The 21514-nt window shown below is 59.6% G+C and carries 22 protein-coding genes and 1 tRNA gene; 4 read left to right on the top strand and 19 right to left on the bottom strand.

Features of this window, described 5'->3' with window-relative positions:
- Positions 1–48 precede the first annotated feature (48 nt).
- From DC522_RS12935 to DC522_RS12920, 4 genes are all read right to left on the bottom strand, one after another.
- Positions 49–1191: a GGDEF domain-containing protein gene (locus DC522_RS12935; protein WP_116529103.1), complete on the bottom strand. Its 1143-nt coding sequence runs from the start codon at positions 1189–1191 to the stop codon at positions 49–51.
- 327 nt (positions 1192–1518) lie between these two features.
- Positions 1519–1764 (bottom strand): hypothetical protein, encoded by a 246-nt coding sequence (locus tag DC522_RS12930; protein WP_371679465.1) that lies wholly within the window; start codon positions 1762–1764, stop codon positions 1519–1521.
- Positions 1765–2258: 494 nt separating this feature from the next.
- Positions 2259–2396 carry a hypothetical protein gene (locus DC522_RS34775; RefSeq protein WP_165820147.1) on the bottom strand — a complete coding sequence of 46 codons (138 nt, stop codon included), beginning with the start codon at positions 2394–2396 and terminating at the stop codon, positions 2259–2261.
- Between the two features lie 316 nt (positions 2397–2712).
- A complete protein-coding gene (locus DC522_RS12920; protein WP_116529141.1) occupies positions 2713–3027 on the bottom strand; it encodes an integration host factor subunit alpha in 315 nt (104 codons plus the stop codon).
- 154 nt (positions 3028–3181) lie between these two features.
- Between DC522_RS12920 and DC522_RS12915 the strand changes: the two genes are divergently transcribed.
- On the top strand, positions 3182–3436 hold the full coding sequence (locus DC522_RS12915) for a hypothetical protein (RefSeq protein WP_116529101.1): 255 nt from the start codon (positions 3182–3184) through the stop codon (positions 3434–3436).
- Between the two features lie 94 nt (positions 3437–3530).
- On the opposite strand, the gene DC522_RS12910 is transcribed toward DC522_RS12915, so the two are convergent.
- The 8 genes from DC522_RS12910 to DC522_RS12865 all read right to left on the bottom strand — a co-directional run bounded on the left by DC522_RS12910 (position 3531) and on the right by DC522_RS12865 (position 10899).
- The gene (locus tag DC522_RS12910) at positions 3531–3842 is read right to left on the bottom strand and encodes a hypothetical protein (protein WP_047192619.1); all 312 of its coding nucleotides are present in this window, start codon (positions 3840–3842) and stop codon (positions 3531–3533) included.
- A 933-nt stretch (positions 3843–4775) separates the two neighbouring features.
- The gene (locus tag DC522_RS12905) at positions 4776–5759 is read right to left on the bottom strand and encodes a DMT family transporter (RefSeq protein WP_245444119.1); all 984 of its coding nucleotides are present in this window, start codon (positions 5757–5759) and stop codon (positions 4776–4778) included.
- A gap of 665 nt (positions 5760–6424) precedes the next feature.
- Positions 6425–6637, bottom strand: a complete 213-nt coding sequence (locus DC522_RS12890) for a hypothetical protein (RefSeq protein WP_047192184.1) — start codon at positions 6635–6637, stop codon at positions 6425–6427.
- Between the two features lie 79 nt (positions 6638–6716).
- Positions 6717–6793, bottom strand: a tRNA-Ile gene (locus tag DC522_RS12885).
- A gap of 267 nt (positions 6794–7060) precedes the next feature.
- Positions 7061–8218, bottom strand: coding sequence for a sulfate/molybdate ABC transporter ATP-binding protein (locus DC522_RS12880; protein WP_256369854.1), 1158 nt, complete (start codon positions 8216–8218; stop codon positions 7061–7063).
- Positions 8112–8993, bottom strand: coding sequence for a sulfate ABC transporter permease subunit CysW (gene cysW, locus DC522_RS12875; RefSeq protein WP_116529099.1), 882 nt, complete (start codon positions 8991–8993; stop codon positions 8112–8114). The genes DC522_RS12880 and cysW overlap by 107 nt, the downstream gene beginning before the upstream one ends.
- Positions 8986–9834 carry a sulfate ABC transporter permease subunit CysT gene (cysT, locus tag DC522_RS12870; RefSeq protein ID WP_116529098.1) on the bottom strand — a complete coding sequence of 283 codons (849 nt, stop codon included), beginning with the start codon at positions 9832–9834 and terminating at the stop codon, positions 8986–8988. The genes cysW and cysT overlap by 8 nt, the downstream gene beginning before the upstream one ends.
- Before the next feature lie 3 nt (positions 9835–9837).
- Complete coding sequence (locus DC522_RS12865; RefSeq protein ID WP_116529097.1) at positions 9838–10899, bottom strand: sulfate ABC transporter substrate-binding protein; 1062 nt, start codon at positions 10897–10899, stop codon at positions 9838–9840.
- Positions 10900–11542: 643 nt separating this feature from the next.
- Between DC522_RS12865 and DC522_RS12860 the strand changes: the two genes are divergently transcribed.
- The 3 genes from DC522_RS12860 to DC522_RS12850 all read left to right on the top strand — a co-directional run bounded on the left by DC522_RS12860 (position 11543) and on the right by DC522_RS12850 (position 13645).
- Positions 11543–12211 carry a peroxiredoxin gene (locus DC522_RS12860; RefSeq protein ID WP_116529096.1) on the top strand — a complete coding sequence of 223 codons (669 nt, stop codon included), beginning with the start codon at positions 11543–11545 and terminating at the stop codon, positions 12209–12211.
- Between the two features lie 141 nt (positions 12212–12352).
- Complete coding sequence (locus tag DC522_RS12855) at positions 12353–12778, top strand: OsmC family protein (RefSeq protein ID WP_116529138.1); 426 nt, start codon at positions 12353–12355, stop codon at positions 12776–12778.
- A 363-nt stretch (positions 12779–13141) separates the two neighbouring features.
- Entirely contained in the window at positions 13142–13645 is a 504-nt protein-coding gene (locus tag DC522_RS12850) for a sulfurtransferase (RefSeq protein ID WP_371679485.1), read from the top strand.
- 197 nt (positions 13646–13842) lie between these two features.
- Here the strand turns inward: DC522_RS12850 and DC522_RS12845 are convergent, their stop codons facing one another.
- The 7 genes from DC522_RS12845 to DC522_RS12810 all read right to left on the bottom strand — a co-directional run bounded on the left by DC522_RS12845 (position 13843) and on the right by DC522_RS12810 (position 21370).
- Positions 13843–14736, bottom strand: coding sequence for an ImmA/IrrE family metallo-endopeptidase (locus tag DC522_RS12845; RefSeq protein ID WP_047192180.1), 894 nt, complete (start codon positions 14734–14736; stop codon positions 13843–13845).
- Positions 14736–15059 (bottom strand): helix-turn-helix domain-containing protein, encoded by a 324-nt coding sequence (locus DC522_RS36855; protein ID WP_047192179.1) that lies wholly within the window; start codon positions 15057–15059, stop codon positions 14736–14738. The genes DC522_RS12845 and DC522_RS36855 overlap by 1 nt, the downstream gene beginning before the upstream one ends.
- Before the next feature lie 506 nt (positions 15060–15565).
- Entirely contained in the window at positions 15566–16300 is a 735-nt protein-coding gene (locus DC522_RS12830) for a 3-deoxy-manno-octulosonate cytidylyltransferase (RefSeq protein WP_245444117.1), read from the bottom strand.
- A gap of 431 nt (positions 16301–16731) precedes the next feature.
- A complete protein-coding gene (locus DC522_RS12825) occupies positions 16732–17928 on the bottom strand; it encodes an O-succinylhomoserine sulfhydrylase (protein ID WP_116529094.1) in 1197 nt (398 codons plus the stop codon).
- 91 nt (positions 17929–18019) lie between these two features.
- Positions 18020–19636, bottom strand: coding sequence for a sulfate adenylyltransferase subunit CysN (cysN, locus tag DC522_RS12820; protein WP_116529093.1), 1617 nt, complete (start codon positions 19634–19636; stop codon positions 18020–18022).
- On the bottom strand, positions 19636–20622 hold the full coding sequence (gene cysD, locus DC522_RS12815; protein ID WP_116529092.1) for a sulfate adenylyltransferase subunit CysD: 987 nt from the start codon (positions 20620–20622) through the stop codon (positions 19636–19638). The genes cysN and cysD overlap by 1 nt, the downstream gene beginning before the upstream one ends.
- Positions 20606–21370, bottom strand: coding sequence for a phosphoadenylyl-sulfate reductase (locus tag DC522_RS12810; RefSeq protein ID WP_116529091.1), 765 nt, complete (start codon positions 21368–21370; stop codon positions 20606–20608). The genes cysD and DC522_RS12810 overlap by 17 nt, the downstream gene beginning before the upstream one ends.
- Positions 21371–21514 lie beyond the last annotated feature (144 nt).

Genomic DNA, 21514 nt, shown 5'->3' with positions numbered 1-21514 from the left:
CCCTGGTCGGGCGGAAAAGCACAATTTATCAATAACTTAAAAAGGACTCTAAGTCGAGTATTCTTGGCACAGAGAGACAACCACATTCCGACCTTGAGCCTTGGCTCGGTACAGAGCGGTGTCTGCATTGCGGAGCAGGTCTTTCACGGTTGACGTTGCACTGGTCGCACAACCGACGCTGACAGTCACATCCACCCGCTGGCCGCGAACAATCTTCGCAACAGATGCAAACGAATGCCGGATGTGCTCGGCCAGTCTCCCAGCGGCTTCTTCGTCGAGAGGCACGATTGCGCTGAACTCCTCTCCCCCCAAGCGGCCGTAGATGCCACCGGGAAGGTGGTCGGACAAGATCGAGCCGAAGATTTCCAACACATAGTCACCCACCTCATGACCATAGGTATCGTTGATCTGCTTGAAGTTGTCCAAATCGAAGAGCAGACAACTGGTGGGCGCATGGCGCTGCTGTGACATCAGCGCTGAGGCATCTTCGAGAAAGGCCCTGCGGTTCGGGATCTTTGTCAGCGGATCGATCAAAGCTGCCCGCTTGTAGTGATCCTCCAGTTGCTCTTTCGCCATGGACAGAAAGACGAATGCGATCGTCGGCATGAAGGTCGCAGTTCCGATGGCCATCGCACCGGACCATGGTGGCACAGGGCCAGCGATCCAAAAAGACTGCGCGAGCGAAAATCCAAGCAGTCCTCGCAGTGTGTTAAAGCCAACCAGTCCCATCAGGAGAATGATGGCAGCGACTTGCGATGCCAGTCGATGACGGGCATGCCACCAGAGCTCCCAGGCCGACATCAGCGCGTAACCAGCGCCGATTGCGGAGGTCAGGACCAATCTTGTCGTTGAACTGTCAGCGATGAAGGGGAATGCCACCCACCACAGGACCACGCCCACCAAGAGCGACGGGAGACTGATCGATCGAGCATTGAACGCCTGACAGCCTCCGTAGAGGACACTATAGGCGGCTATCAAGAGAGTGTTGGCACTAAGCAGGGTGGCGAGGGACGGTGTCCCCTGCGCAACCACCATGATGCCCATCCCCATGAGGACGAGAAAGAACGCAAGTGCCCACCAAGCAAGGGCTTTGACCTGTCGATTGAGCGCCCAGGCGAAGAAAAGCAGTGCCGTGAGAATGGCTGTGTTCAGAACGAACACAGCACCAAGAGTGGGGAAGTCGAGCTGCATTGATCGTCCGAAGCCTTTGAGCTTCGCTTCAAGGGGGAGGGTCTAGGTCTTCTATAGCGTCGATTTGCCTTGCCAGGGGGCTTTGCAACGGAACCGAAATGATCGGCCTTATCGACGTCGCCTGCCGATGACAGAGATGAGACAGCCCAAGACTGCGCCTCCAAATGCGCCAAGACTGAGCTCGCGAAGACATGGATGACGACGTTCTCTGGAATTTGATGGGAGAAGCCATAATGAAGGTGATGGAGGGAGACAACAATCAGACTGAGCACACTCCCGGTCAGCATGAACAAGCCATCGCTGGCAGGTGCGACTCGGGCCCCTTGTTCATGCTGTCCCAGGATCCCGCTTCTTCTCTGCCACGGCAATGTTGACCGTCAGGAGCGGCTCGGGATGAGAGTCTCTGATCCGCACAGAGATCCGACTGTGCCGACCGACTGCATCCTTGGCGAGTTCTGCCGCGGTCAGGAGAGCCTCCCGGCGCGCATCCGTCGGATGGGGCAGCTCCATTCCGTCTGGATCGGTCAACCACGCTTCCTCATCATAACGAACGTCAAAGTGGTAACGCGGCATGGAAGCAAACCCCGTTGTGCTTAAAAGAAAGGGGCGGCTCTAGAGAGCAGCGGCTCAAGGTGCAGAGCGGAACGGCTCTGTTTTTGGAAACAGCCAGACGCTACGTGATCGTCACGCAGGGCGTTATACGAAAGCCTAAGATCGCGCAAGATCGTATCGGAAGTGAAATCGATTACATTCCATTTATTGCGCAATGGGCCTTTGCTGACGTTCCGACAAGAAAGGGTCACTGTTTCCAGTGGTCCGAAATCCAGTAAGGAAAACGCCCACCAAGAGTGAGTCGCTACACAGCAGTGCGGTGACGTCCTTCCATCCCGTACGTGAGTTGAATGGCGGTTCTCACCCGACATCTATGCAGTCTATGCATCACGCGAGTAAGGCAGCACGTTGATCTCTTGGCAGGGACTTGAGCGTGGTGTCTCCGGATGGGTGCGCCAAAAGATAGAACCAGTGAGCGTTTCCCGTTCCGTCGTCTTCTAGCGCGAGGGCAAGATTCAGCCTGCCATCAGGTCCCAAATCCCCTTCATCATGCTCGTGCGGAGGTGCGCCTCAATTATGCTCTTGGTGCCTGCCGCCCAAAGGGCAATCATCTGCTGCTGCTCTGCGGTCAGCTCTGCACTGGTAGGAATCATAGAACCTCCCTTGCCCGTCGATGCTGTCTGCGTCGGCCTTTTGCAGGTTGAAGAGCATCAAATCACATTGGCTATCACTCAGGAGCACTTGGGCCAGCTCATGCATTCCGTGAGCCGGAGCCAGGCGCAGGCAAGGGGGTGGAAGCCAGTCTTGGGATCAGCCTGCCAGATTACACCCCGCACCTGCTGCCGAATTTCCCAGGCAATCGGCTTGGCGTCTGTGCCTGAGGGAACAACGGGATGTTTACTCCGTACCGCTATACTCAAGACAGGCTGCGTTGTGTATCAAGCCTCCCAAACAGAACCCCGCTCGGCTCTACCCCGAGCGGGGTTTCTTTTTGTTGCCGTTGATGTGAGCCTTGAGAACTGGTGAGGGATTGAACCTGATCACTCGCCGCGGTTCAATCGGCACCTCTACACCTGTCTTGGGGTTTCGCCCCACCCGCTGGCCCTTTTCGCGCGCAGTAAAGGTGCCGAAACCCGACAGCTTCATGGTCTCGCCCGCTGCCAGGGTGGCGCAAATCCCCTCGAGGACCTGTTGAACCATTTCGGTCGACTCCGCCCGCGAGAGGCCGAGTTGCTGGCGCACGGCCTCCATCAACTCCTCCCGGGTTACGTTCTTGCCCACCACCATCACAACCTCGATAAAGAGAAGCACCCGCTGAGGCAGAGGCGCCGGAGTTCCAAGAAAGGAGCTGTCCCTCAGCTTCTCCTCATACACGAGAGGAGAGTGCCCTGGATGTAGGGCTTCGGCTGTACCCGGAAGGACACAGGAGACATCGGATATGCTCGGTGCTGAATTGAAGCGGCTAAGGGACGACAACACGGTCATCGCGGATCTGATCAATGAATTGGAGGAACGCTTGGAGCAGCCGCTCCCCCCTGAGCCGCCGTTTCAGGTCATGTCGGATGTGATTGCCCTCCAAGATCGGGTCTACGAAATGGCCAGAATGGTCGGCGGCAGAAAACGGGCGATCCGCGACGGGATCCTTCAGCAGGCGCTTGCCGCCGACTTCCCTTCTCTGGAAGACAAAATGTGAACGGCTCCCCTTGTACGGGGAGATCTTTGCTTACGTTGAAACTTATTCGCTCGGGGAAGGAGCCCTCGCGCACGCGCTCGCCTCTCCTCATGGTTCAGGCGGGCGAGAGGTCGGCAACCAGAAGCGCCCCGCGTGGCAGAGGCGCTTGAAGCCCAGAGAGGAGGCCCCCGGCCGCTGCATCATGGACCAGACCAGAATGCCGGATGATGCGCTCTCGGGGGCTGGCCAGCAGGAGACTGACACCGATCAGAGCCGCAAGGGAGGCGACAAATCGGATCGCAGCCGCCGTGAACGTCGGTGCCGGCCCAGGAGGCAAAGCAGGCGCTGCGACTTCTGTCTGATGCATGGGGAACACCTTCAGGAAATTCAGCTGGTTCTGGAAATTGGCAACGAGGCGAGCAGCCATGCCGCTCGGCCGGAGTTTCTCTGACCGATTTGCCCGCTGGTGTCCGTAGCCTTGGGGACACACGGGTCACCTTGATGCTGCTACATGGGGGCAGGCCTGTCTCCATCGTCAGTGAAGCTTTGCCCTCAGAACACGGACATGGCTCTTGTGACCTTCCCATCGACACCACCGACAGCAATTGAGAGTCATACGAAGCGGGACCCGCAAGCCCGCTGCCAGATGGGACTAATCCTCCGCCGCGTCAGCTTGTTTGGCCGCGTTCGTCTTTGACGTGGCTTGCGCGCATAAGAGTTAGGCCTGGGCGGATCTGCGGGTTTCTGCGATCTCGGTTTCTGGTTGCTGACGAACACCAGGCTGCAGGTCAGGACGAACAGGAACGGCATCACCAGAAAGGCGAAGATCTGAGGATCGGTCACTTCAATGAATTGAGGGGTGCTATGCGGGAAGGCCGACACTCATAGCAGGATCACGCTGATGAGCCATGCCGGTCAGCGATGGCGAGGGATGCGGCTCAGGCGTGGTGCAGCATGTCAGCGTCAGAGTATGGGTATTCTCATCCAAACATGATGACCTCGTGATGTGACGTGATGCACGAAAGTCTCAGCCCCATGTGAAATCCAGCCGCTGACTGAAACCGGCTTGATCGGCCGTTGGCCGTCTGCGCCTATGCACCAGTTCTTCAGCGGTATTCTGTCCGATGCTGCGTCTGTGTGTTGCCCTTGCCGTCGCCACTCTCACCGTCGGGTTCGCGGTGACGTTTATCCTGTGCCTGGACAGGTTCTCTTCCCGCCATCAAAGATGGCAGCAGGGAGCCTGATCGTCTGAAGGATGGGGACGATCGCCGCTCGAATGAGCAACGTTGACGATGCGAAGGATAAATCTACGTCCAAGGAAGCCTCTCGATCAGAGCCATCAGGTGCCGTGGACCGCAATTCAAGGGCGACGGATGCCGGCGGCAGCCAGCCTCGCCTCCCTGGCCCTGATCTGCTCACGGTGAGCGGTGTAGAGGCCGCTCGCCGCGATAACGAGCCCGCCGACGAGGGTCATGGCCCCCGGAACGGTGCCGAAGACGCCGAAGCCGAGCAGCCCGGCGAACAGGAGCTGGACATAGGAGAACGGGGCGATAGTGGACGCTGCGGCCTTGCGGTAGGCCAGGATGATGAGCCAGTGGCCCATGGTCGAGAAGGCGCCCATCAGGATGGCCAGGCCGATCTCCGCAGCGGTGGGGGTGCGCCAGTTGAACGGCACGAAGGCTGTCAGGGCGATCAGCCCGATCACCGCCGACCACGCCAAGGTCGCCTCGGGCCTTTCAGAGCTCATCCGGCGGGTGGCGATGGCGGCCACGGCCCAAGAGAGTGCGGCGCCGATCGGCAGCAGGGCGGCCAATTGGAAGGCCGAGCTGCCGGGCTGGACGACGAGCATCACGCCAAGAAAGCCCGCCGCCGCGGCCCAACGCAGGAGGCCCACCTTCTCTCCGAGAAGGGGGATCGAGAGGGAGGTGATGAAGATCGGTGAGATGAAGTTGATCGCCGTCGCCTCGGCGACCTGAAGGTGTTCCAGTCCGAGGATGAAGAGGACGGCTGAGCCGGCCACGGCCAGCCCCCGGATAATTTGGGGGCGCAGGCGCGGCGTGTGCATCGCCATCGCGCCACGCGCGACGAAGACCGTCGGAACGACCACCGAGCAGAAAACGATGTAGCGCAGCCACGTGACCTCGATCGCCGGGAGCGTGCCGGTCAGGACCTTCGCGGCGACATCGCCCATGGCGAAGAAGACGGTCGACAGGACAGCCAGGCCGATGGCGGCGAAGGTCGCATCCCTGGCGGGAGCGGTGCCTCTCGCGGTCGGTATCGCGGGGACACCTTCGGCGATGGATGGGCAATCCGCGACGGCGGAGACGGAGGGAGGAGGGCTCATGTGTGCTTGAAGGATCTCGGCGAGCGCATGGGGCTTCACCCGCTCTGTTGAGCTAGCACGATGAACTGACACTGCTGAATCTTGCGTGAACTGAGCTCCTCTTCTCGTGCGGGGGCCCCCTGCGCCGAGCGCATGGAAGTCGCGCCGCAGCTGCGGCGCCCGGTCACCTGCTCTTGGTATTGGAGGCTTATCCCGCGATGCAACTGGCACCAGCGCTGGCAAACGGCGGTGGAGCACTCCCGATTATCCTTGCGCAAAGCAAGAGCCAGAACGCTTGGGGCGCTCTGGTGCGCCATCGGCGATCTCTGTGATCTCTTCGAACCGCACGAGTGCGGAAACGACCTCAAAGCTACTGGAGATGCGCCTGTTTGATCATCCGATGCTGTAACTCCGACAGATCAGATTTCAGTGTGACTGCATGATCAGGTGCGGCGAACCTGCAAGCTTTTCCCAAAGGTGTTGTTCACCTCTGCGTCGACAAGCCAGACGCGGAGTTCTTCCAGAGTCGAAAAGCAATGTTCGATCTGTTTGATCGGAGCAGGTCTCTTGCTGCGCGGCAGATCCTCAAGCTGTTCCGCGGTGCACGTGTAGGGCTATCGTGACCCAATTCTCACCATTCAGAAGGAGGTCATAGGTACCGGGTGCGAGCTGGATCAGACGGTAGGTCATTGCGCGTCCTTCTCAGAGCGACGCTGCGCCTCAATCCATTCGTAGGCCTTAGCAAGAGCAGCTTCACGATCCGGCGCCATGATCAGGGTCGGGCGCTGCTTGGGCAGGGCCACGAACACCATCCACTCCAGGCCACTGGGGCTAAGGCGGATCTGATAACCGTTGTGCTCCACAAGGTCGGTTTCCTGAAGGTGATGCGGGTCAGTCATGGTCGTGATCGCAGGTTTCGGTTCTCAAAAGGCATACATAGGCGGTCGTCTCGACCTTGTGCTTGGATGGGCGGTAATATGGTGGGCCTGGAGGGACTTGAACCCCCCAACCAGACCGTTATGAGCGGCCGGCTCTAACCGTTGAGCTACAGGCCCCAGCGCTTCAACGTTCTAACATAGATCGGTCCGGAGATCTTGACCGGGAGACACCAAGTGCCTGACAGCCTCATCGGGATCGGCCTGGACACCCCGGCCGAGGCGGCGAGGCCCGTCTAGGGTGTCATCAGCGAAATTCCTGCCTTGGCTCCGCGGACATGAGATCTGCGGAGAGCCGTATGATCCACTATCGAGAGACGGCGTATTGCCGGTACGACGTCCTGCCCCGTGTTGATAGATGCCAGCCGAGGCTTGATCCTGGCACGCTCAATCATCTCGGAAGATCACACCGTCCAGAATTTCCAAGCCAATCTCCTCGCCAAGCCGCAGGCTCGTCCGAAGGGGCACCTCGACCTCCAGTGTTGTTCCATTGGCTTGCGAGACCTCGATCCGCCGTATGGATCCAAGGCGCCGAATCCCACTGATGGTGCCCGTGTAGTGTCCTTGGCCGATCGCTGTCGGCGTCAGGTGCCAGGGACGGCAGTAGAGACTGGCTCGTCCGATGGTGGATCTTTGAGCGGCGACAGGTACGGGCTTTCCGTTGACCAGCACCCGTCCGTCACGGATGTCGGCGGAGAAGCGTGCGGCCTGACCGAGAAATGTCATGACGAAGGGCGTCGCGGGATGATCCTGCACGTCATCGGGACTGCCAACCTGCTCCAGACGCCCCTGACTGAGGATTGCCACCCGGTCCGCCAGTTCCAGGGCCTCGTCCTGGTCATGCGTGACGAAGACCGTCGTCTTGCCGGTGCGCTCGTGAATGTCGCGCAGCCAGGCCCGCAGATCCTTGCGCACCTTGGCGTCGAGCGCGCCGAAGGGTTCGTCAAGCAGCAGAACACGCGGCTCAACGGCAAGGGCCCGCGCCAGAGCGACCCGCTGGCGCTGACCGCCAGAGAGCTGGGCGGGGAACCGGCTCTCGTAGCCGGAAAGCTGAACCAGATCGAGCAACTCCGCCGTGCGGCGCCGGATCTCGGCTTTCGGCGGCCGGTTCGCCCGCTCGCGCACCTGCAGGCCATAGGCGATGTTGTCCGCGACCCTCATGTGCCTGAACAGGGCGTAGTGCTGGAAGACGAAGCCCACCTGGCGCTTCTGCACGGGCAGAAAGGTGGCATCCTGTCCACCGAAGAACACCTGCCCGCGGTCAGCCTCCATCAGTCCGGCGATGATGCGCAGAAGCGTCGTCTTTCCGGAGCCTGAGGGGCCGAGCAGCGCCAGGAGCTCCCCGGGCCGCACGGTCAAATCGATGTCGTGGAGGGCGGCCGCGCCCCCGAACTCCTTCGTCACGCCTGCGACGCGGATGTCGACGGCCCGCCCCTGCTCAGTGGGATGCGCCGCCGGCGAGATCGGCTCCGTGACGCCACTCGAGGAAGGACTTGAGCGCCAATGTGAGGAGGGCGAGACAGGCGAGGAGTGAGGCGACCGCAAATGCCGCAACGAAGTTGTACTCATTGTAGAGAATCTCCACATGAAGCGGGATGGTGTTGGTCAGGCCGCGAATGTGGCCCGACACGACGGAAACCGCGCCGAACTCACCCATGGCGCGCGCATTGCAAAGCAGAACGCCGTAAAGCAGGCCCCATTTGATGTTGGGGAGCGTCACAGTCACGAATGTGCGCCAGCCACTCGCCCCGAGGGTCAGGGCTGCCTCTTCTTCCGCTGTGCCCTGCTCCTGCATGAGCGGGATGAGCTGGCGGGCTACGAAGGGAAAGGTTACGAAGATGGTCGCAAGAACGATGCCGGGCAGCGCGAAGGCGATCTTGATGCCGTGCGCCATGAACCAGGATCCCCACAATCCCTGAGCCCCGAAGAGGAGCAGGTAGATCAGGCCCGAGACGACCGGTGAGACGGAGAACGGCAGGTCGATCAAGGTGATCAGAAGGCTCCTGCCCTTGAACGTGAATTTGGCGATAGCCCATGACGCCATGAGACCGAAGACAAGGTTCAGTGGGACCGCGATGGCCGCGACGGTCAGCGTGAGCCTGATCGCCGAGAGTGCATCCTCTTCCTGGAAGGCCGCGAAATAGCCTGCCAGGCCCCGCTTGAACGCTTCCGCGAAAACGACGATGAGCGGGAGAACGAGAAACAGAAGAAGAAAAGCAAGAGCAATCCCGATCGCCACCCAGCGAACCAATTTCCGCTCAGTCACGACGCTGAGCTGTGATTCGACCGGCCGCGGCAATGCGGCACTAAGATCAGACATAACCGTATCTCCTGCGGCTCCAGGCCTGGATCAGGTTGATCAGCAAAAGGGCCGCGAAGGAGATCGCCAGCATGATCGTCGCAATCACGGTTGCGCCCGTATAATCATATTCCGAGAGCTTGATCACGATGAGCAGCGGCGCGATTTCCGAGACATAAGGAAGATTGCCTGCGATGAAGATGACGGAGCCGTACTCACCGACAGCACGGGCGAAGGCGAGCGCGAATCCCGTGAGCGCTCCAGGCAGGAGCGGCGGGAGCAGAACACCCCAAATCGTGCGCCATCGCGAGGCACCCAACGTTGCAGAGGCCTCCTCCAGCTCGCCCTCGATCTCTGCGATCAATGGCTGAACCGTACGAACGGTGAAGGGAAGCCCGATGAAGACCAGGGCCACGAAAATGCCGAGCGGGGTGTAGGCGACCCTGATGCCGAGAGGTTCGAGAAATGATCCGATCCATCCATTCGGCGCGTAGAGAGCGGCCAATGCGATGCCTGCCACGGCCGTCGGCAAAGCAAATGGCAGATCCACCATCGCGTCAACGAGCTTCCGGCCCGGAAAGTCGTAGCGCGTAAGGACCCAGGCAACGAGAAGCCCGAATACGGATGCGACGCCAGCTGCAATCAGGGAGACGCCGAAGCTCGTCCACAACGCGGCCGCGACCCGAGGATCAGCGGCGGTGGAGAGTATCCCGGTGAGGCCGATGCTCGTGGCCTTCGTCACGAGCGCGCCAAGGGGCAACAGCACGATCAAGCCGAGATACAGCAGAGTGTATCCGAGCGTGATGCCGAAGCCCGGAATCACGCTCGACTGCTTGAAACGCCAGGGGGAAGCAGAGCTCATGACTTAGCGCTTGCTGATCTGGTCGAAGAGTCCGCCCGAGTCGAAATTGTTCTTCTGGATGTCATCCCAGTTGCCCTGTAGGGATTCGATCGTGAACAGCTTCAGGTTCGGCAACTCGGCTAGATGCTCCGGCTTGGCGGCCTCGGCCTTGATAGGCCGGTAATGGTGCCTGGCGAAGATCGCCTGCGCCTTGTCGGTATAGAGGAACTTGAGATAGGCCTTGGCGACCTTGCGCGTGCCTTTCGCATCCACATTGCCGTCAACGAGGGCAACCGGCGGCTCGGCGAGGATCGACAGGGTCGGTACGACGATCTCGAACTTGTCGCGGCCGAATTCATCGAGCACGAGGAAGGCTTCATTCTCCCAAGCCGGCAGCACATCTCCCAGGCCACGCTGAGCGAAGGTTACGGTTGAGCCGCGTGCGCCGGTATCGAGCACCGGAACGTTTTTGTAGAGAGCAGTTACGAACTCCTTCGCCTTGTCGGCACTGCCGTCCTTGGTCTGCGCGTAGCCCCAGGCGGCCAGGAAGTTCCAGCGACCGCCTGCGGAAGTCTTCGGGTTGGGCGTGATCACCTGAATGCCGGGCTTCACGAGATCGTCCCAATCCCTGATCCGTTTCGGATTGCCCTTGCGGACCAGGAAGACAACGGTCGAAGTGTACGGCAAGGAGCTGCTCGGCAACTTGCTGCGCCAGTCGGCCGAAATCTTCTTGGTCGCTTTTGCAATAGCATCGATGTCGGACGGAATGCCAAGCGTCACGACATCGGCTTCGATACCGTTGATAACCGCACGAGCCTGTGCACCTGAGCCGCCGTGGGACGCACGGACGGTAACGGTTTCGCCGGTGATCGCCTTCCATTCATCCGCGAAGGCCTGATTGATCTCGCGGTAAAGCTCCCGCGTCGGATCGTACGACACGTTCAGCAGCTGTGTCTCGGCTGATGTGGTGCCGGAGAGGGTCAGAAGACCAGCGCCCCCGATGAAAATCAAACCGACGGCCCGCAAGATCGCCCGCAGCCGAGAATGTGCTTTCGCTCGAGCGATTTCTAGGGAATTGCTTTGCATCCTACCCTCCCGGGTCCCGATCAAAATGGGAGCAGGCGGCAAACCGCCGACCGCTCCCGAGCAGGGCAAAATGTATCCGCTAAAAAGAACAAGTGTCAAACGACTGTGATCATTCGCATCGTTGTTTTGCACCTTCCCTTTGTTCTTTTTGCAGGGATCAGACATAGGCTTGCAGAATAAAGTTCTACTTTATCCGTGTTGCCGTAGCATGTTCTTTTCGAAATCGAGCTTTTCAACGGAGGATTAATTTTTATTTGTTCGGGGCAATTGCCACAAAGGCTTCTACGCGGCTCAGATATGCCCGCAGTGTCTCCCGCTTAGAATATTCTTCTCTAAGCCGAGGCCTTTCAAATCAAGTTAATCCATCACCATAGGTTCGATAAAAAGAACATTTTTGTTGACTTGGTGTTCCTGCTGCCGGAGACTTCAACCGCTGCCAGCCGGTGCATTCTCTCCTCCGGTTCGACTTCGTCGGGAGCCATCTCGTTCAGTGCGAATGGCTGAGGCCGTGACGAGGATTTGGAACATGCGTCTTGTGGCTGGCAGCGAAACAATGAAACGCATGTGGTCGGAGCACTCGATTGCACACTGCTTTGCAAAAGGCAGAGACCGAACCACGTGTACCGGAGAAAGATCCCCTGCCATGACACTTCAAATCGGCCAGATTGCTCCAGATTTTGAGACAGTAACGACCGAGGGTCCAATTCGCTTCCACGAGTGGATCGGCGATTCCTGGGCGGTGCTGTTCTCTCACCCAAAGAATTTCACCCCTGTGTGCACCACGGAGCTGGGGCAAGTGGCGCGGCTCAAGCCCGAGTTCGACCGCCGTGGCGTGAAGGTCATCGGCTTTTCCGTCGATCCTATCGAGAAGCACGAGGCCTGGGCGCGCGACATCGAGGAGACACAAGGGGCGGCCGTCAACTATCCGATCATCGGCGATCCCGACCTCAAGATCTCCAAGCTCTATGGCATGCTCCCAGCCCATGCGGGCGAAACGTCCGAGGGGCGTACGGCCGCCGACAACCAGACCGTTCGCAATGTCTTCATCATCGGTCCCGACAAGAAGATCAAACTCGTCCTGGTCTATCCCATGACCACAGGTCGTAACTTCGACGAAGTGCTTCGGGTCATCGACTCCCTCCAGCTGACGACCGAGCATCGGGTCGCCACCCCTGCAAACTGGAAGCAAGGCGAGGATGTCATCCTCGCCGGCTCTGTCTCGGACGAAGAAGCAAAGAGCCTGTATCCCGGCGGCTGGAAAGCACCCAAGCCTTATCTGCGCATCGTGCCCCAGCCCACGCGGGCAAGCTGATCCGAGACTTCACACACGAAGCGAGGGGCTCTCGCCCCTCGCCCCAAACAGTGACGCCGTCGGCTTGATTGCGGACGGCGTCCAATTGCGCTGACGGCTGGGCTGCCCGACGCTCATATTCAAGGAAATGCAATGACCTGCATGAAAGCGCGCGTGTCCTGGGTCGAGGGCATGATGTTTACGGCTGAATCCGGGAGTGGGCACGCCATCGTGCTGGACGGCGCGCCTGAGAATGGCGGCCGCAATGTCGGGATCCGCCCCATGGAGCTCATGCTGCTGGGTTTGGCCGGTTGCACGGCTTTCGACGTGGTGCTCATCCTGAAGCGCGGTCGTGAGCCTATCGCCGATTGTGTGGTCGAGGTGGAAGCCGAGCGGGCGCAAACGGATCCGAAGGTGTTTACAACGATTCACCTCCAGTACCGTCTCTCAGGCCAGGGACTCTCACCCGAGAAGGTCGAGCGGGCCATCCAACTGTCCAAAGAAAAATATTGCTCCGCATCCATCATGCTGGGTCAGGTTGCGGAGATCACCCACTCCTGGACTGTCGATCCCCGTGTCGTTCCCTAAGTGCCCAGGATCTCACAATGACTATTTCACCACTCGTTTCAACCGAATGGCTTGCAGAGCATATCGCCGACTCCTCGATTCTGATTGTTGATATCCGCTCGGCGGAGAGCGGCGGGCAAGCTGCCTTCGAAGCTGGCCACGTTCCTCGCGCCGTTCACAGCGACTACGCTACTGATGGCTGGCGGATCACTGAGGGTGGCGCCGGCGGCCTATTACCCAACGTAGGTCATTTATCCGCGCTGCTGAGCCGCATTGGCACGACCCCGAGCATCATGTGGTCATCGTCCCGGCTGGGGAGGCTGCATCCGATTTCAGCGCCCTGCACGGGTCTATTGGACCTTCAGGGTTGCCGGGCACGGACGTGTGGCGGTGCTCGATGGCGGCTATCGATCTTGGCGAGAAGCCGGCAAACCCGCGGAAGCGGGATTGTCATGCCCAACGGTGAGCGAGCTTTACCCTTTGCGGCTGACAGGAAGTCTGCGAGCCGAGGTCCAGGCTGTCGAGAAGGCCGTCATGAGAGCCGGTGCTACGCTGCTCGACGGGCGCTCGCAGGCGCAGTTCGACGGGCGCGAGAAGAGCCCGCAGGTTGTGCGCGCCGGCGATCTGCCGGGTGCGGTGCACCTGGACCACAACGGAGCCTTCCAGCCGGGAACGGGACGCCTGCGCCCCATTGCCGAACTCGAGCAGCTCTTCGAGCCTGTTCCGCTAGGGCCCGTGATCAGTTATTGCAACGCCGGCCACCTCGCCTCGACGAACTGGTTCGTTCTCTCGGAAGTGCTCAAATGCCCTGCCATAACGCTCTACGATGGCTCGATGTCGGAGTGGACCCAGGATCCCGGACGACCCGTCGCCACGAACGCGAGCTAGAGCCTCGGATCCAACAGTGGATTTGCCCTTTCGGGATCTGTCCGATGCTCCATCTTGGATGAGCGCATCGTTTGAGCCAGAAAGCCGAGTTCACGTTTTTGCACGGTGCGCAACTTAGCCAAGGGCTTCCACAATGTCCCTCAGGGCATACCGGAAGGTGGAAAGGGCGGAGCTATGTCCATTGCAGAAAAAATCGGCTACCGACGCTTGCCGCGAAACCCAATCCGCCAGCTCTCTTCCAGATCTCGTTCCTCAGCCTCTTCATCTTCGTCTGGGTGCTCGAGGTGAAGCATGACGAGGGCGAAGCCGTCCCGTTGAGCATAGACCTGCTCGTAGAGTGTCGGTGCTCGCTCCCCCCGCTTGACCTCAATCCAGAGGTCAGGGATGCACTCAGCGGGATCGCTGGCGATGTTTTGCTCATGGAGGCCGCGGTGAAAGAGCGAGCCTGCGGGCACCGGGGCGCCCTTGGATGGAACAACGAACGGAAACTGAATGTGCTTATAGCACCGAAGAACTTTGCCATGTCTCGTGACGAGGATGGCAACTGGCTTCTCATGGTGCTGGGCATAGGCCCGCGCCATGGCCTCCTTACTGACCTTAAAATCTCGCGCCAGCTTCGGGATATGGGCCAAATCGGGCTCACGGTAGGGTCTTAAGGCCAACCTAAGAGCAGGCGGTGGAATCAGGATAAGGGAGGCGAAGCGATTGGCTTCAGCCTCCATCCTCTCGCGACGATCGGTCTCCTTAGCCCCGAGCCGAAGCATATCGGCACGGGAACACAAGAACTGCCCCTCCCGATCAGGGATGTGGTGGGGCATCAGAAAATGCCCCAGCTCATGCGCGATCGTGAACCGACGCCGCTCCTCGTATCCCTTCTTAACCAGGATAAAGCCGAACGAGCGGTCACTGTCAGTCAGAAGGCCTCCCTCGAAACCTTCTGACTCGAGGTCTTGGAAGTCCTCAATATCGAGCTGCCGGCAGAGCTCCTCGATAGGAACCGGGATGGACAGATTGGACTCGTACTGGAGGATCAAAGAGACGATCTTCTCGGGCGAGCCTGCATCGGCAAGGTCCATTCGGCAAACGGGCATCAATCCCCTCGTTTCTTCTCTTTGAAGCGCTTCATCAGGCCGCGAATGGCCTCGCGATCCCCCTCATCCAACTCCTTGAGGTCGCGGTAAAGAACAATCAGTTCCTCTTGCTCCTCGGAAGGTGGCTGTTCGCCGACGAGATACGAAACCGATACGTCGAAATATTCGGCAAGCTTGGTCAGGAGATCCATTGAAGGGTTCTTGCTGCCCCCTCGCTCGATCTCCCAAATGTGAGCTTTTGATGCGCCGACTGCGTCGGCAAGTTCTTGGAGCGACTTATTTTTTCTAACTCTGAGCTCCTTTAGCCGAGCTCCGATGCTCATAGTCCTGGTCCCATGGCTTTGGTCCTTTGCTGTCCTCAAGCACGATAGGGCGTCGCCCATAGCAGACACTTGTTCACAGGCACAAACGAAATCGTACTGCTTCACCTTGACGCGCGCAATCGTTCGTTTTATCTATACGGCCAAGGTCGCCAATGGTGGACGGCCCAGAATACGAGGCAACGGCTATGTATCAGACTGCAGCAAGACGAGCTCCCATCGGAACCAAGGCCCGGACGGGGGAAACCTGCCCAGAAAGCGGCGTGTGGCGGGTTGAAGGTACCCCCAGCACAACGGCCCCAATCTCCAAGGGCAACCGCATGCCGCCTTACGGAAATCGGGCGGTGACGTGGGTTCTCGTCCAGTACGCCTAAGCGTGTACTGAGCAACTTGAAGGAGATTGAAGGAGCCCGCCTTGGCGGGCTCTTTTCGTTTCGGAACGGTTGGCAGGGATAGCTTTGATCGCGTTCCCTAAGGCCCGTTCCGCGAAATCGGTCTTTGGCTCTCGTTTAGGATAGGAGCTGTCGCGCTCGCTCCAAATCAAGTTGAGTATCAACGCCGAGAGGCTCGCTATCGACCACGATGACCTCGATGTGGATGCCATGCTCCAACGCGCGAAGCTGTTCCAGGCTCTCTCGGACTTCAAGAGTGCCTCTTGAGAGGCGAACATAGTGCTCCAGAGCACTGCGGCGGTACGTATAGAGACCGATGTGATGGTAATGGGCCCCTTCCCAGCGGGGATCGTTGCGACTGAAGTAAATCGCACGTCCTCGCTTCGCACCATCCGGGTAGGAGAGAGCGATTTTGACAACTTGTTGCGCCTCAAGCTCCGCCCGGCTCCTGATGATATCCTGATGATAGTCGCCAAAGTTGAAAATATGGACTTGACTATCTTGTAGCGGTTCTAACGCTGCGCGAAGGATCGAAGGCGAAGCCGTTGGCAAGTCTCCTTGAAGAGCAACCACAACATCGTAGCGTTGCTCCCTGTCTATCATAGAAAGCGCCGCTTGGACCCGGTCGGAGCCGCTCGGCAAGTGGGGATCAGTTAGAACAGCTTCGCCTCCAGCCGCTCGCACGACATCGGCAATTGCTTGGTCGCCACATACGACGATAGGACCGATATCGGCCTCAAGGCCTCGCCGCCAAACATGCACGATCAATGGCTCACCATGGATATCGGCGAGCGCTTTTCCGGGGAGACGGGTTGAGCCAAGGCGAGTGGGAATAATAATGATAGGGCGCAAGCTGAACCTTGTGCAGCTTGAGGTCAGGCCAAGGACAAAGTACCTTCCACGGTACATACGTTCTGACAATTCCAAAGAGCCTATAAACATCAGAGACCATTCGGATCCGGCCATTTGGCAGCGAAAGCCGCTCAAAAATGTTTTAAGTATTCACGTCGGTCAGCGGCGATCTGGAAAGACAGGTTAGACTGGGTGGCTACAGAGCCGCGCCGAAGCTTCGTGAAATAATCTTCCGAATACGTTAAAGTGATACTGTACTCGGTTCCATGAATGATTGGAAATTGTGAATGCCTCGATCAGCCCTTCAGCTCCTTGAGGAAGTGCTGCACGGGAGTGTCTGACCGAACCTGGATCTCGATGTACTTTTCCAAGGGACGTGGAGAATAACCTTCATGGCCATGGCCATCCTCGTCGCTAAGACGGAAACCGTCTCAAACCCGCTTGAGGGCTCGCAGCAGATCGTTGATCAAGTCATCTGTGTGTTCAAGGCCGATCGACAGCCTGACGAGTCCTTCCGAGACTCCCATTTCGGCGCGCTCCTCCGGCGTGAAGCGCTGGTGCGTTGTCGTGGCCGGATGGGTGATGAGGCTCTTCGCATCGCCGAGATTGTTGGAGATCCGGATCAATTCGAGAGCGTTCAGGAAGCGAAAAGCGCCCGCTTTACCACCTTCGATCTCGAGCGCGATCAGCGTCGAGCCTCCCTTCATCTGCCGCGCGATGACGGCGGCCTGCGGGTGATCGGCGCGGCCAGGATAAATCAGGCGCCTGATCTTCGAATGTCCCGCGAGTGCATCGGCAACGATGGCCGCCGTCCGGGTTTGGCGTTCGACCCGCAGCGGAAGCGTCTCCAAACTCTTCAGCAGCACCCAGGCATTGAACGGCGACATTGACGGACCCGTCTGCCGGAGCAGTGTGTGGATATGGGTCTGGATGAAATCCTCGGACCCTAGAATGACCCCACCGAGACAGCGCCCCTGCCCGTCGATGTGCTTCGTCGCCGAATAGACAACGCAATCGGCTCCGAGCTCCAGCGGCTTCTGCCAGAGCGGCGATGAGAACACGTTGTCCACCACCAGCTTCGCGCCCACCTCGCGGGCAATCTGCGCGACGGCTGCAATGTCGATCACCTCAAGGGTGGGATTCGCCGGACTTTCAAGGAAAAACACCTTCGTCTCCGGCCGCACGGCGCCGCGCCACGCATTGAGGTTCGTTCCGTCGACAAGCGTCGATGCAACCCCGAACCGTGGCAGGAGTTCGGCGACCACATAGCGGCAGGATCCGAACAGCGCCCGCGCGGCAACGATGTGATCGCCGGCCTGCAGCAGGCCCATGAGGGCCGCCGTCACCGCGGCCATGCCGGTCGCCGTCGCCCGCGCGGCCTCCGCTCCCTCGAAGGATGCGATGCGCTGCTCGAACATCGAGACGGTCGGGTTCGAGAAGCGGGCATAAAGGAATCCGGGGCTCTCTCCCTTGAAACGGGCCTCGCACTCCTCCGCGCTGGCATAAACGTGACCCTGGGTCAGAAACAACGCTTCGGATGTCTCGCCGAATTCCGATCTCAGCGTGCCTTCGTGGACAAGGCGGGTCTCCGCATGCAGGCGTCGGTCCCGACTTGAACGCTCGCTCATGGCTCTTCCTTTAAATGGCATCGGCCGCCTGCACGAGTCGCGCAGGAGCCCGAAATATCGATGATTGCTGCTTGGATGAACTGCAAGTTGCTTAGCTGGCCCCCGAACTCTGGGGATCCGTGCGGTGCTGTTTCGCGGCGATGGACAGGCCGAACCTGATGCGGGCCCAGAGTCGCTCATGGCCATAGTAGAGCACGAGCTTGGTCACCACCTCGGTCGCTCCGATGGCTGCAGCAAGACGGGTGTCCTGGGTCAGCACAAAGGCTGCGGCAACTGTGGCAACAGAGCCGATGACCCGCCACGACATGGCCTTGAGCACACTCCGCCGTTTCTGTTCGCGGATTGATTTCAGCCACGTCACCTGGCCATCGTTCCGGGTGGGTTGAAAGCCGGCATCCCGGCGGGATCCCGCGCCATCCACCAGACCGATGGCAACCGTGTCGAAGCTCTCGCGGTCGATGAGAATGAACCCGCCCGTGCGGCGGCTCTCGCCATATGAATCGAATGCAATCGAATAATCGAGCGCGAGAGTGACGTCCCCGACATCGTTGGCTCCGAAGGACGAAGCCTCCACAGGCGCAAGCGTCGTCAGATCGATCCTCTGCCGGACTGAAACAACCTTCGCCGGCACGGTTCCTGCCCCGAGCTTCAGAAGGAACTGGTCTCCTTCCTTCAGATGCTCGGTCGCCATCCAGAACAGGCGCGCCTCGATCCTGTCGGATACGTGAGGCGGTCGCCCTGCGGAGGCGATGATGTCTCCGCGCGAGACGTCCACCTCGTCGGACAGGAGGAGCGTGATGGACTGGCCGGCCACGGCCTCGTCCTGCTCGCCGCCATGCGTCACGATTCTTGTCACGGTGGTCTCCAGGCCGGAGGGCAGTACCCTCACCCGCTCGCCCGGTCTCACCATGCCGCTCGTCACGAGACCGGAGAAGCCCCGGAAGTCCGGGTTGGGCCGGTTCACCCATTGAACCGGCAGGCGGAACGGCTCGGCTCCGCCCAAGGGCTCTACGTCAACTGTCTCGAGATGTGAAAGGAGCGTCGGCCCCTTGTACCAGCGAGCCCTGGAGGATGATGCAACGATGTTGTCGCCATGCAGGGCGGACAGGGGAATAGCGGTCACATGCTCGAATCCAAGCTCCGCCGAGAAGCCTTGGAACTCCGTCACGATCTCGGTGAACTTCGCTTCGGACCAGTCGACGAGATCCATCTTGTTGATGGCCAAGACCACGTGCCGGATCCCAAGCAGCGAAACGAGAAGGCTGTGTCTCCTCGTCTGCCGCGTGATCCCCTTACGTGCATCCACGAGCACGATGGCGACATCCGCCGTCGAGGCGCCGGTTGCCATATTGCGGGTATATTGCTCATGTCCCGGCGTATCGGCGACAATGAAGGTCCGCCGGTCCGTCGAGAAAAAGCGGTAGGCGACATCGATGGTGATGCCCTGCTCCCGCTCACTGGCAAGCCCGTCAACGAGAAGTGCGAAATCGATACTGCCTGCCTGTGTCCCATGCTTGCGGGAGTCACGTTCAAGAGCAGCGATCTGATCGTCGAACAGACGCTTGGATTCATACAGCAAACGGCCGATCAACGTGGACTTGCCGTCATCGACCGAACCACAGGTGATGAAGCGCAACAGACTCTTGCGTTCATGCGCGGCGAGATAGTCGTCGAGCATGAAGCTTGCAGGCGCGGGATGAACCGTCATCAGAAGTAGCCCTCCTGCTTCTTGCGCTCCATGGATGCCGCCGTGTCCTTGTCGATGGCGCGTCCGTGTCGCTCGGATGTCCGCGCCTCGAGTGTTTCGCGAATGATGTCCGGGAGCGTGGACGCCGTGCTTTCGACCGCGCCGGTTAGGGGATAGCAGCCGAGCGTCCTGAACCGGACGGATCGAAGCTGCGGTTGCTCACCGGGATGGAGTGGCAAGCGTTCATCATCAACGAGGATCAACATTCCATCCCGCTCCACCACAGGCCGCTCCGCCGCGAAATAGAGCGGAACGATGGGGATGTTCTCGCGGTGGATGTAGAGCCAGATATCGAGCTCGGTCCAGTTGGAGAGAGGGAAGATGCGCAGGCTCTCTCCCTTGCGCTTGCGTCCGTTGTAGAGCTGCCATGGCTCCGGGCGCTGGCGCTTGGGGTCCCAGCGATGATGAGCGTTGCGCAAGGAAAAGACACGCTCCTTCGCGCGCGACTTCTCCTCATCACGGCGGGCGCCACCGAAGGCCGCATCGAAGCCGTAACGTTCGAGCGCCTGCTTGAGCGCCTGGGTCTTCATCACATCCGTATGGATCTCCGAACCATGGCTGATCGGACCGATATTGCGTGCCAGTCCGTCCGGGTTGGTGTGCACCAGCAGTTCGAGTCCGAGCTCCCGGACGCGCCGATCCCGGAACGCGATCATTTCGCGAAACTTCCAGGTGGTATCCACATGCAGAAGAGGAAACGGAGGCTTCGCCGGATAGAAGGCCTTGAGTGCAAGGTGCAGCAGGACCGATGAATCCTTTCCGATCGAATAGAGCATCACCGGATTATCGCATTCGGCGACAGCCTCACGCATGATGTAGATGCTCTCGGCCTCGAGACGATCGAGGTGCGTCAGGGCTGGCCGGAAGAGCTTGGTCTTCGGTTCATTGCCTTGAGGATCAAGCGTCCTTGCGTGGTGCCCGCCCCGTGCTTCACGCCAGCTGATCATGGAAACGCTCCTGAGGTTCATGTGTCGGCACGAGGTGCAGGCCACATTCTTTCTTAGCTTCCTGCTCCCACCACCAGCGGCCCGCGCGCTCGGGTTCACCGAGACGGACTGCCCGGGTGCAGGGAGCGCAACCGATGGACGGGTAACCCCGATCGTGCAGCGGGTTATAGGGAACGGCGTTGTCGGTGACATACCGGGCGAGATCTTGTCGGCTCCAGTCGGCAAGAGGATTGATCTTGATCAGCCCATATCCCTCGTCAGAGACGGCGAGCGGCACAGCCGCCCGGAAAGCCGATTGTTCGGCGCGCAGTCCCGTGATCCAGCCTGCCGCTCCCGCGAGAGCCCGGCCGAGTGGCTCGACTTTCCGAATATCGCAACAGGCCTTGCGTGCTTCGACCGAGTGCCGGAATCCATTGATGCCCTGGCGGTTCACCAAAGCCTCCACCGCACCGCGATCGGGACTGACGGCATTGATCCGGCGCTGATAACGCTCCTCCGTTTGCTCCCACAAATCGTAGGTCTCAGGGAAGAGTCGCCCGGTATCGAGGGTGACGATCTCGATATGGACATCGAGGCCTGCGCTGAAGATCGCATGGGTAAGCGCCTGGTCCTCGAGACCGAAGCTCGTTGTGAATACCAGCCGACCGGCAATTGATCGCGAGGCAAGAGCCAACCTTTCAGGAAGGCCGATACCACTCAGGGCACGGGCTAAGGCCTCACCTCCCGAGCCGCCTGAACCAAGGTCCATGGCAAAAATCTCCAAACCACAAGATCGAACTTGTTCTTAATAACGAACGATGTCAAGGTGAGGTCGTTCCGAGCCAGGAAGGCGACAGGCCGGCCGGAGGAGCAAGACGTCGCAAGAAGAGAATATTTTTCCCTCAAAGACCAA

This window comes from Microvirga sp. KLBC 81 (genome assembly GCF_003075415.1).
Classification (GTDB): Bacteria; Pseudomonadota; Alphaproteobacteria; order Rhizobiales; family Beijerinckiaceae; genus Microvirga.
This window is presented reverse-complemented; position numbering and strand designations above follow the sequence as displayed.

Coding starts and splice junctions, on each gene's coding strand:
- DC522_RS12930 (WP_371679465.1), bottom strand. CDS start 1,764: ATGCCGCGTTACCACTTTGACGTTCGTTATGATGAGGAAGCGTGGTTG.
- DC522_RS12905 (WP_245444119.1), bottom strand. CDS start 5,759: ATGAGCCCTCCTCCCTCCGTCTCCGCCGTCGCGGATTGCCCATCCATC.
- DC522_RS12810 (WP_116529091.1), bottom strand. CDS start 21,370: ATGGACCTTGGTTCAGGCGGCTCGGGAGGTGAGGCCTTAGCCCGTGCC.
- DC522_RS12855 (WP_116529138.1), top strand. CDS start 12,353: ATGAAAGCGCGCGTGTCCTGGGTCGAGGGCATGATGTTTACGGCTGAA.
- DC522_RS12935 (WP_116529103.1), bottom strand. CDS start 1,191: ATGCAGCTCGACTTCCCCACTCTTGGTGCTGTGTTCGTTCTGAACACA.
- DC522_RS34775 (WP_165820147.1), bottom strand. CDS start 2,396: ATGATTCCTACCAGTGCAGAGCTGACCGCAGAGCAGCAGCAGATGATT.
- DC522_RS12910 (WP_047192619.1), bottom strand. CDS start 3,842: ATGGCTGCTCGCCTCGTTGCCAATTTCCAGAACCAGCTGAATTTCCTG.
- DC522_RS12825 (WP_116529094.1), bottom strand. CDS start 17,928: ATGAGCGAGCGTTCAAGTCGGGACCGACGCCTGCATGCGGAGACCCGC.
- DC522_RS12865 (WP_116529097.1), bottom strand. CDS start 10,899: ATGCAAAGCAATTCCCTAGAAATCGCTCGAGCGAAAGCACATTCTCGG.
- DC522_RS12890 (WP_047192184.1), bottom strand. CDS start 6,637: ATGACTGACCCGCATCACCTTCAGGAAACCGACCTTGTGGAGCACAAC.
- DC522_RS12845 (WP_047192180.1), bottom strand. CDS start 14,736: ATGCCCGTTTGCCGAATGGACCTTGCCGATGCAGGCTCGCCCGAGAAG.
- cysN (WP_116529093.1), bottom strand. CDS start 19,636: ATGACGGTTCATCCCGCGCCTGCAAGCTTCATGCTCGACGACTATCTC.
- DC522_RS36855 (WP_047192179.1), bottom strand. CDS start 15,059: ATGAGCATCGGAGCTCGGCTAAAGGAGCTCAGAGTTAGAAAAAATAAG.
- cysT (WP_116529098.1), bottom strand. CDS start 9,834: ATGAGCTCTGCTTCCCCCTGGCGTTTCAAGCAGTCGAGCGTGATTCCG.
- cysD (WP_116529092.1), bottom strand. CDS start 20,622: ATGATCAGCTGGCGTGAAGCACGGGGCGGGCACCACGCAAGGACGCTT.
- cysW (WP_116529099.1), bottom strand. CDS start 8,993: ATGTCTGATCTTAGTGCCGCATTGCCGCGGCCGGTCGAATCACAGCTC.
- DC522_RS12915 (WP_116529101.1), top strand. CDS start 3,182: ATGCTCGGTGCTGAATTGAAGCGGCTAAGGGACGACAACACGGTCATC.
- DC522_RS12860 (WP_116529096.1), top strand. CDS start 11,543: ATGACACTTCAAATCGGCCAGATTGCTCCAGATTTTGAGACAGTAACG.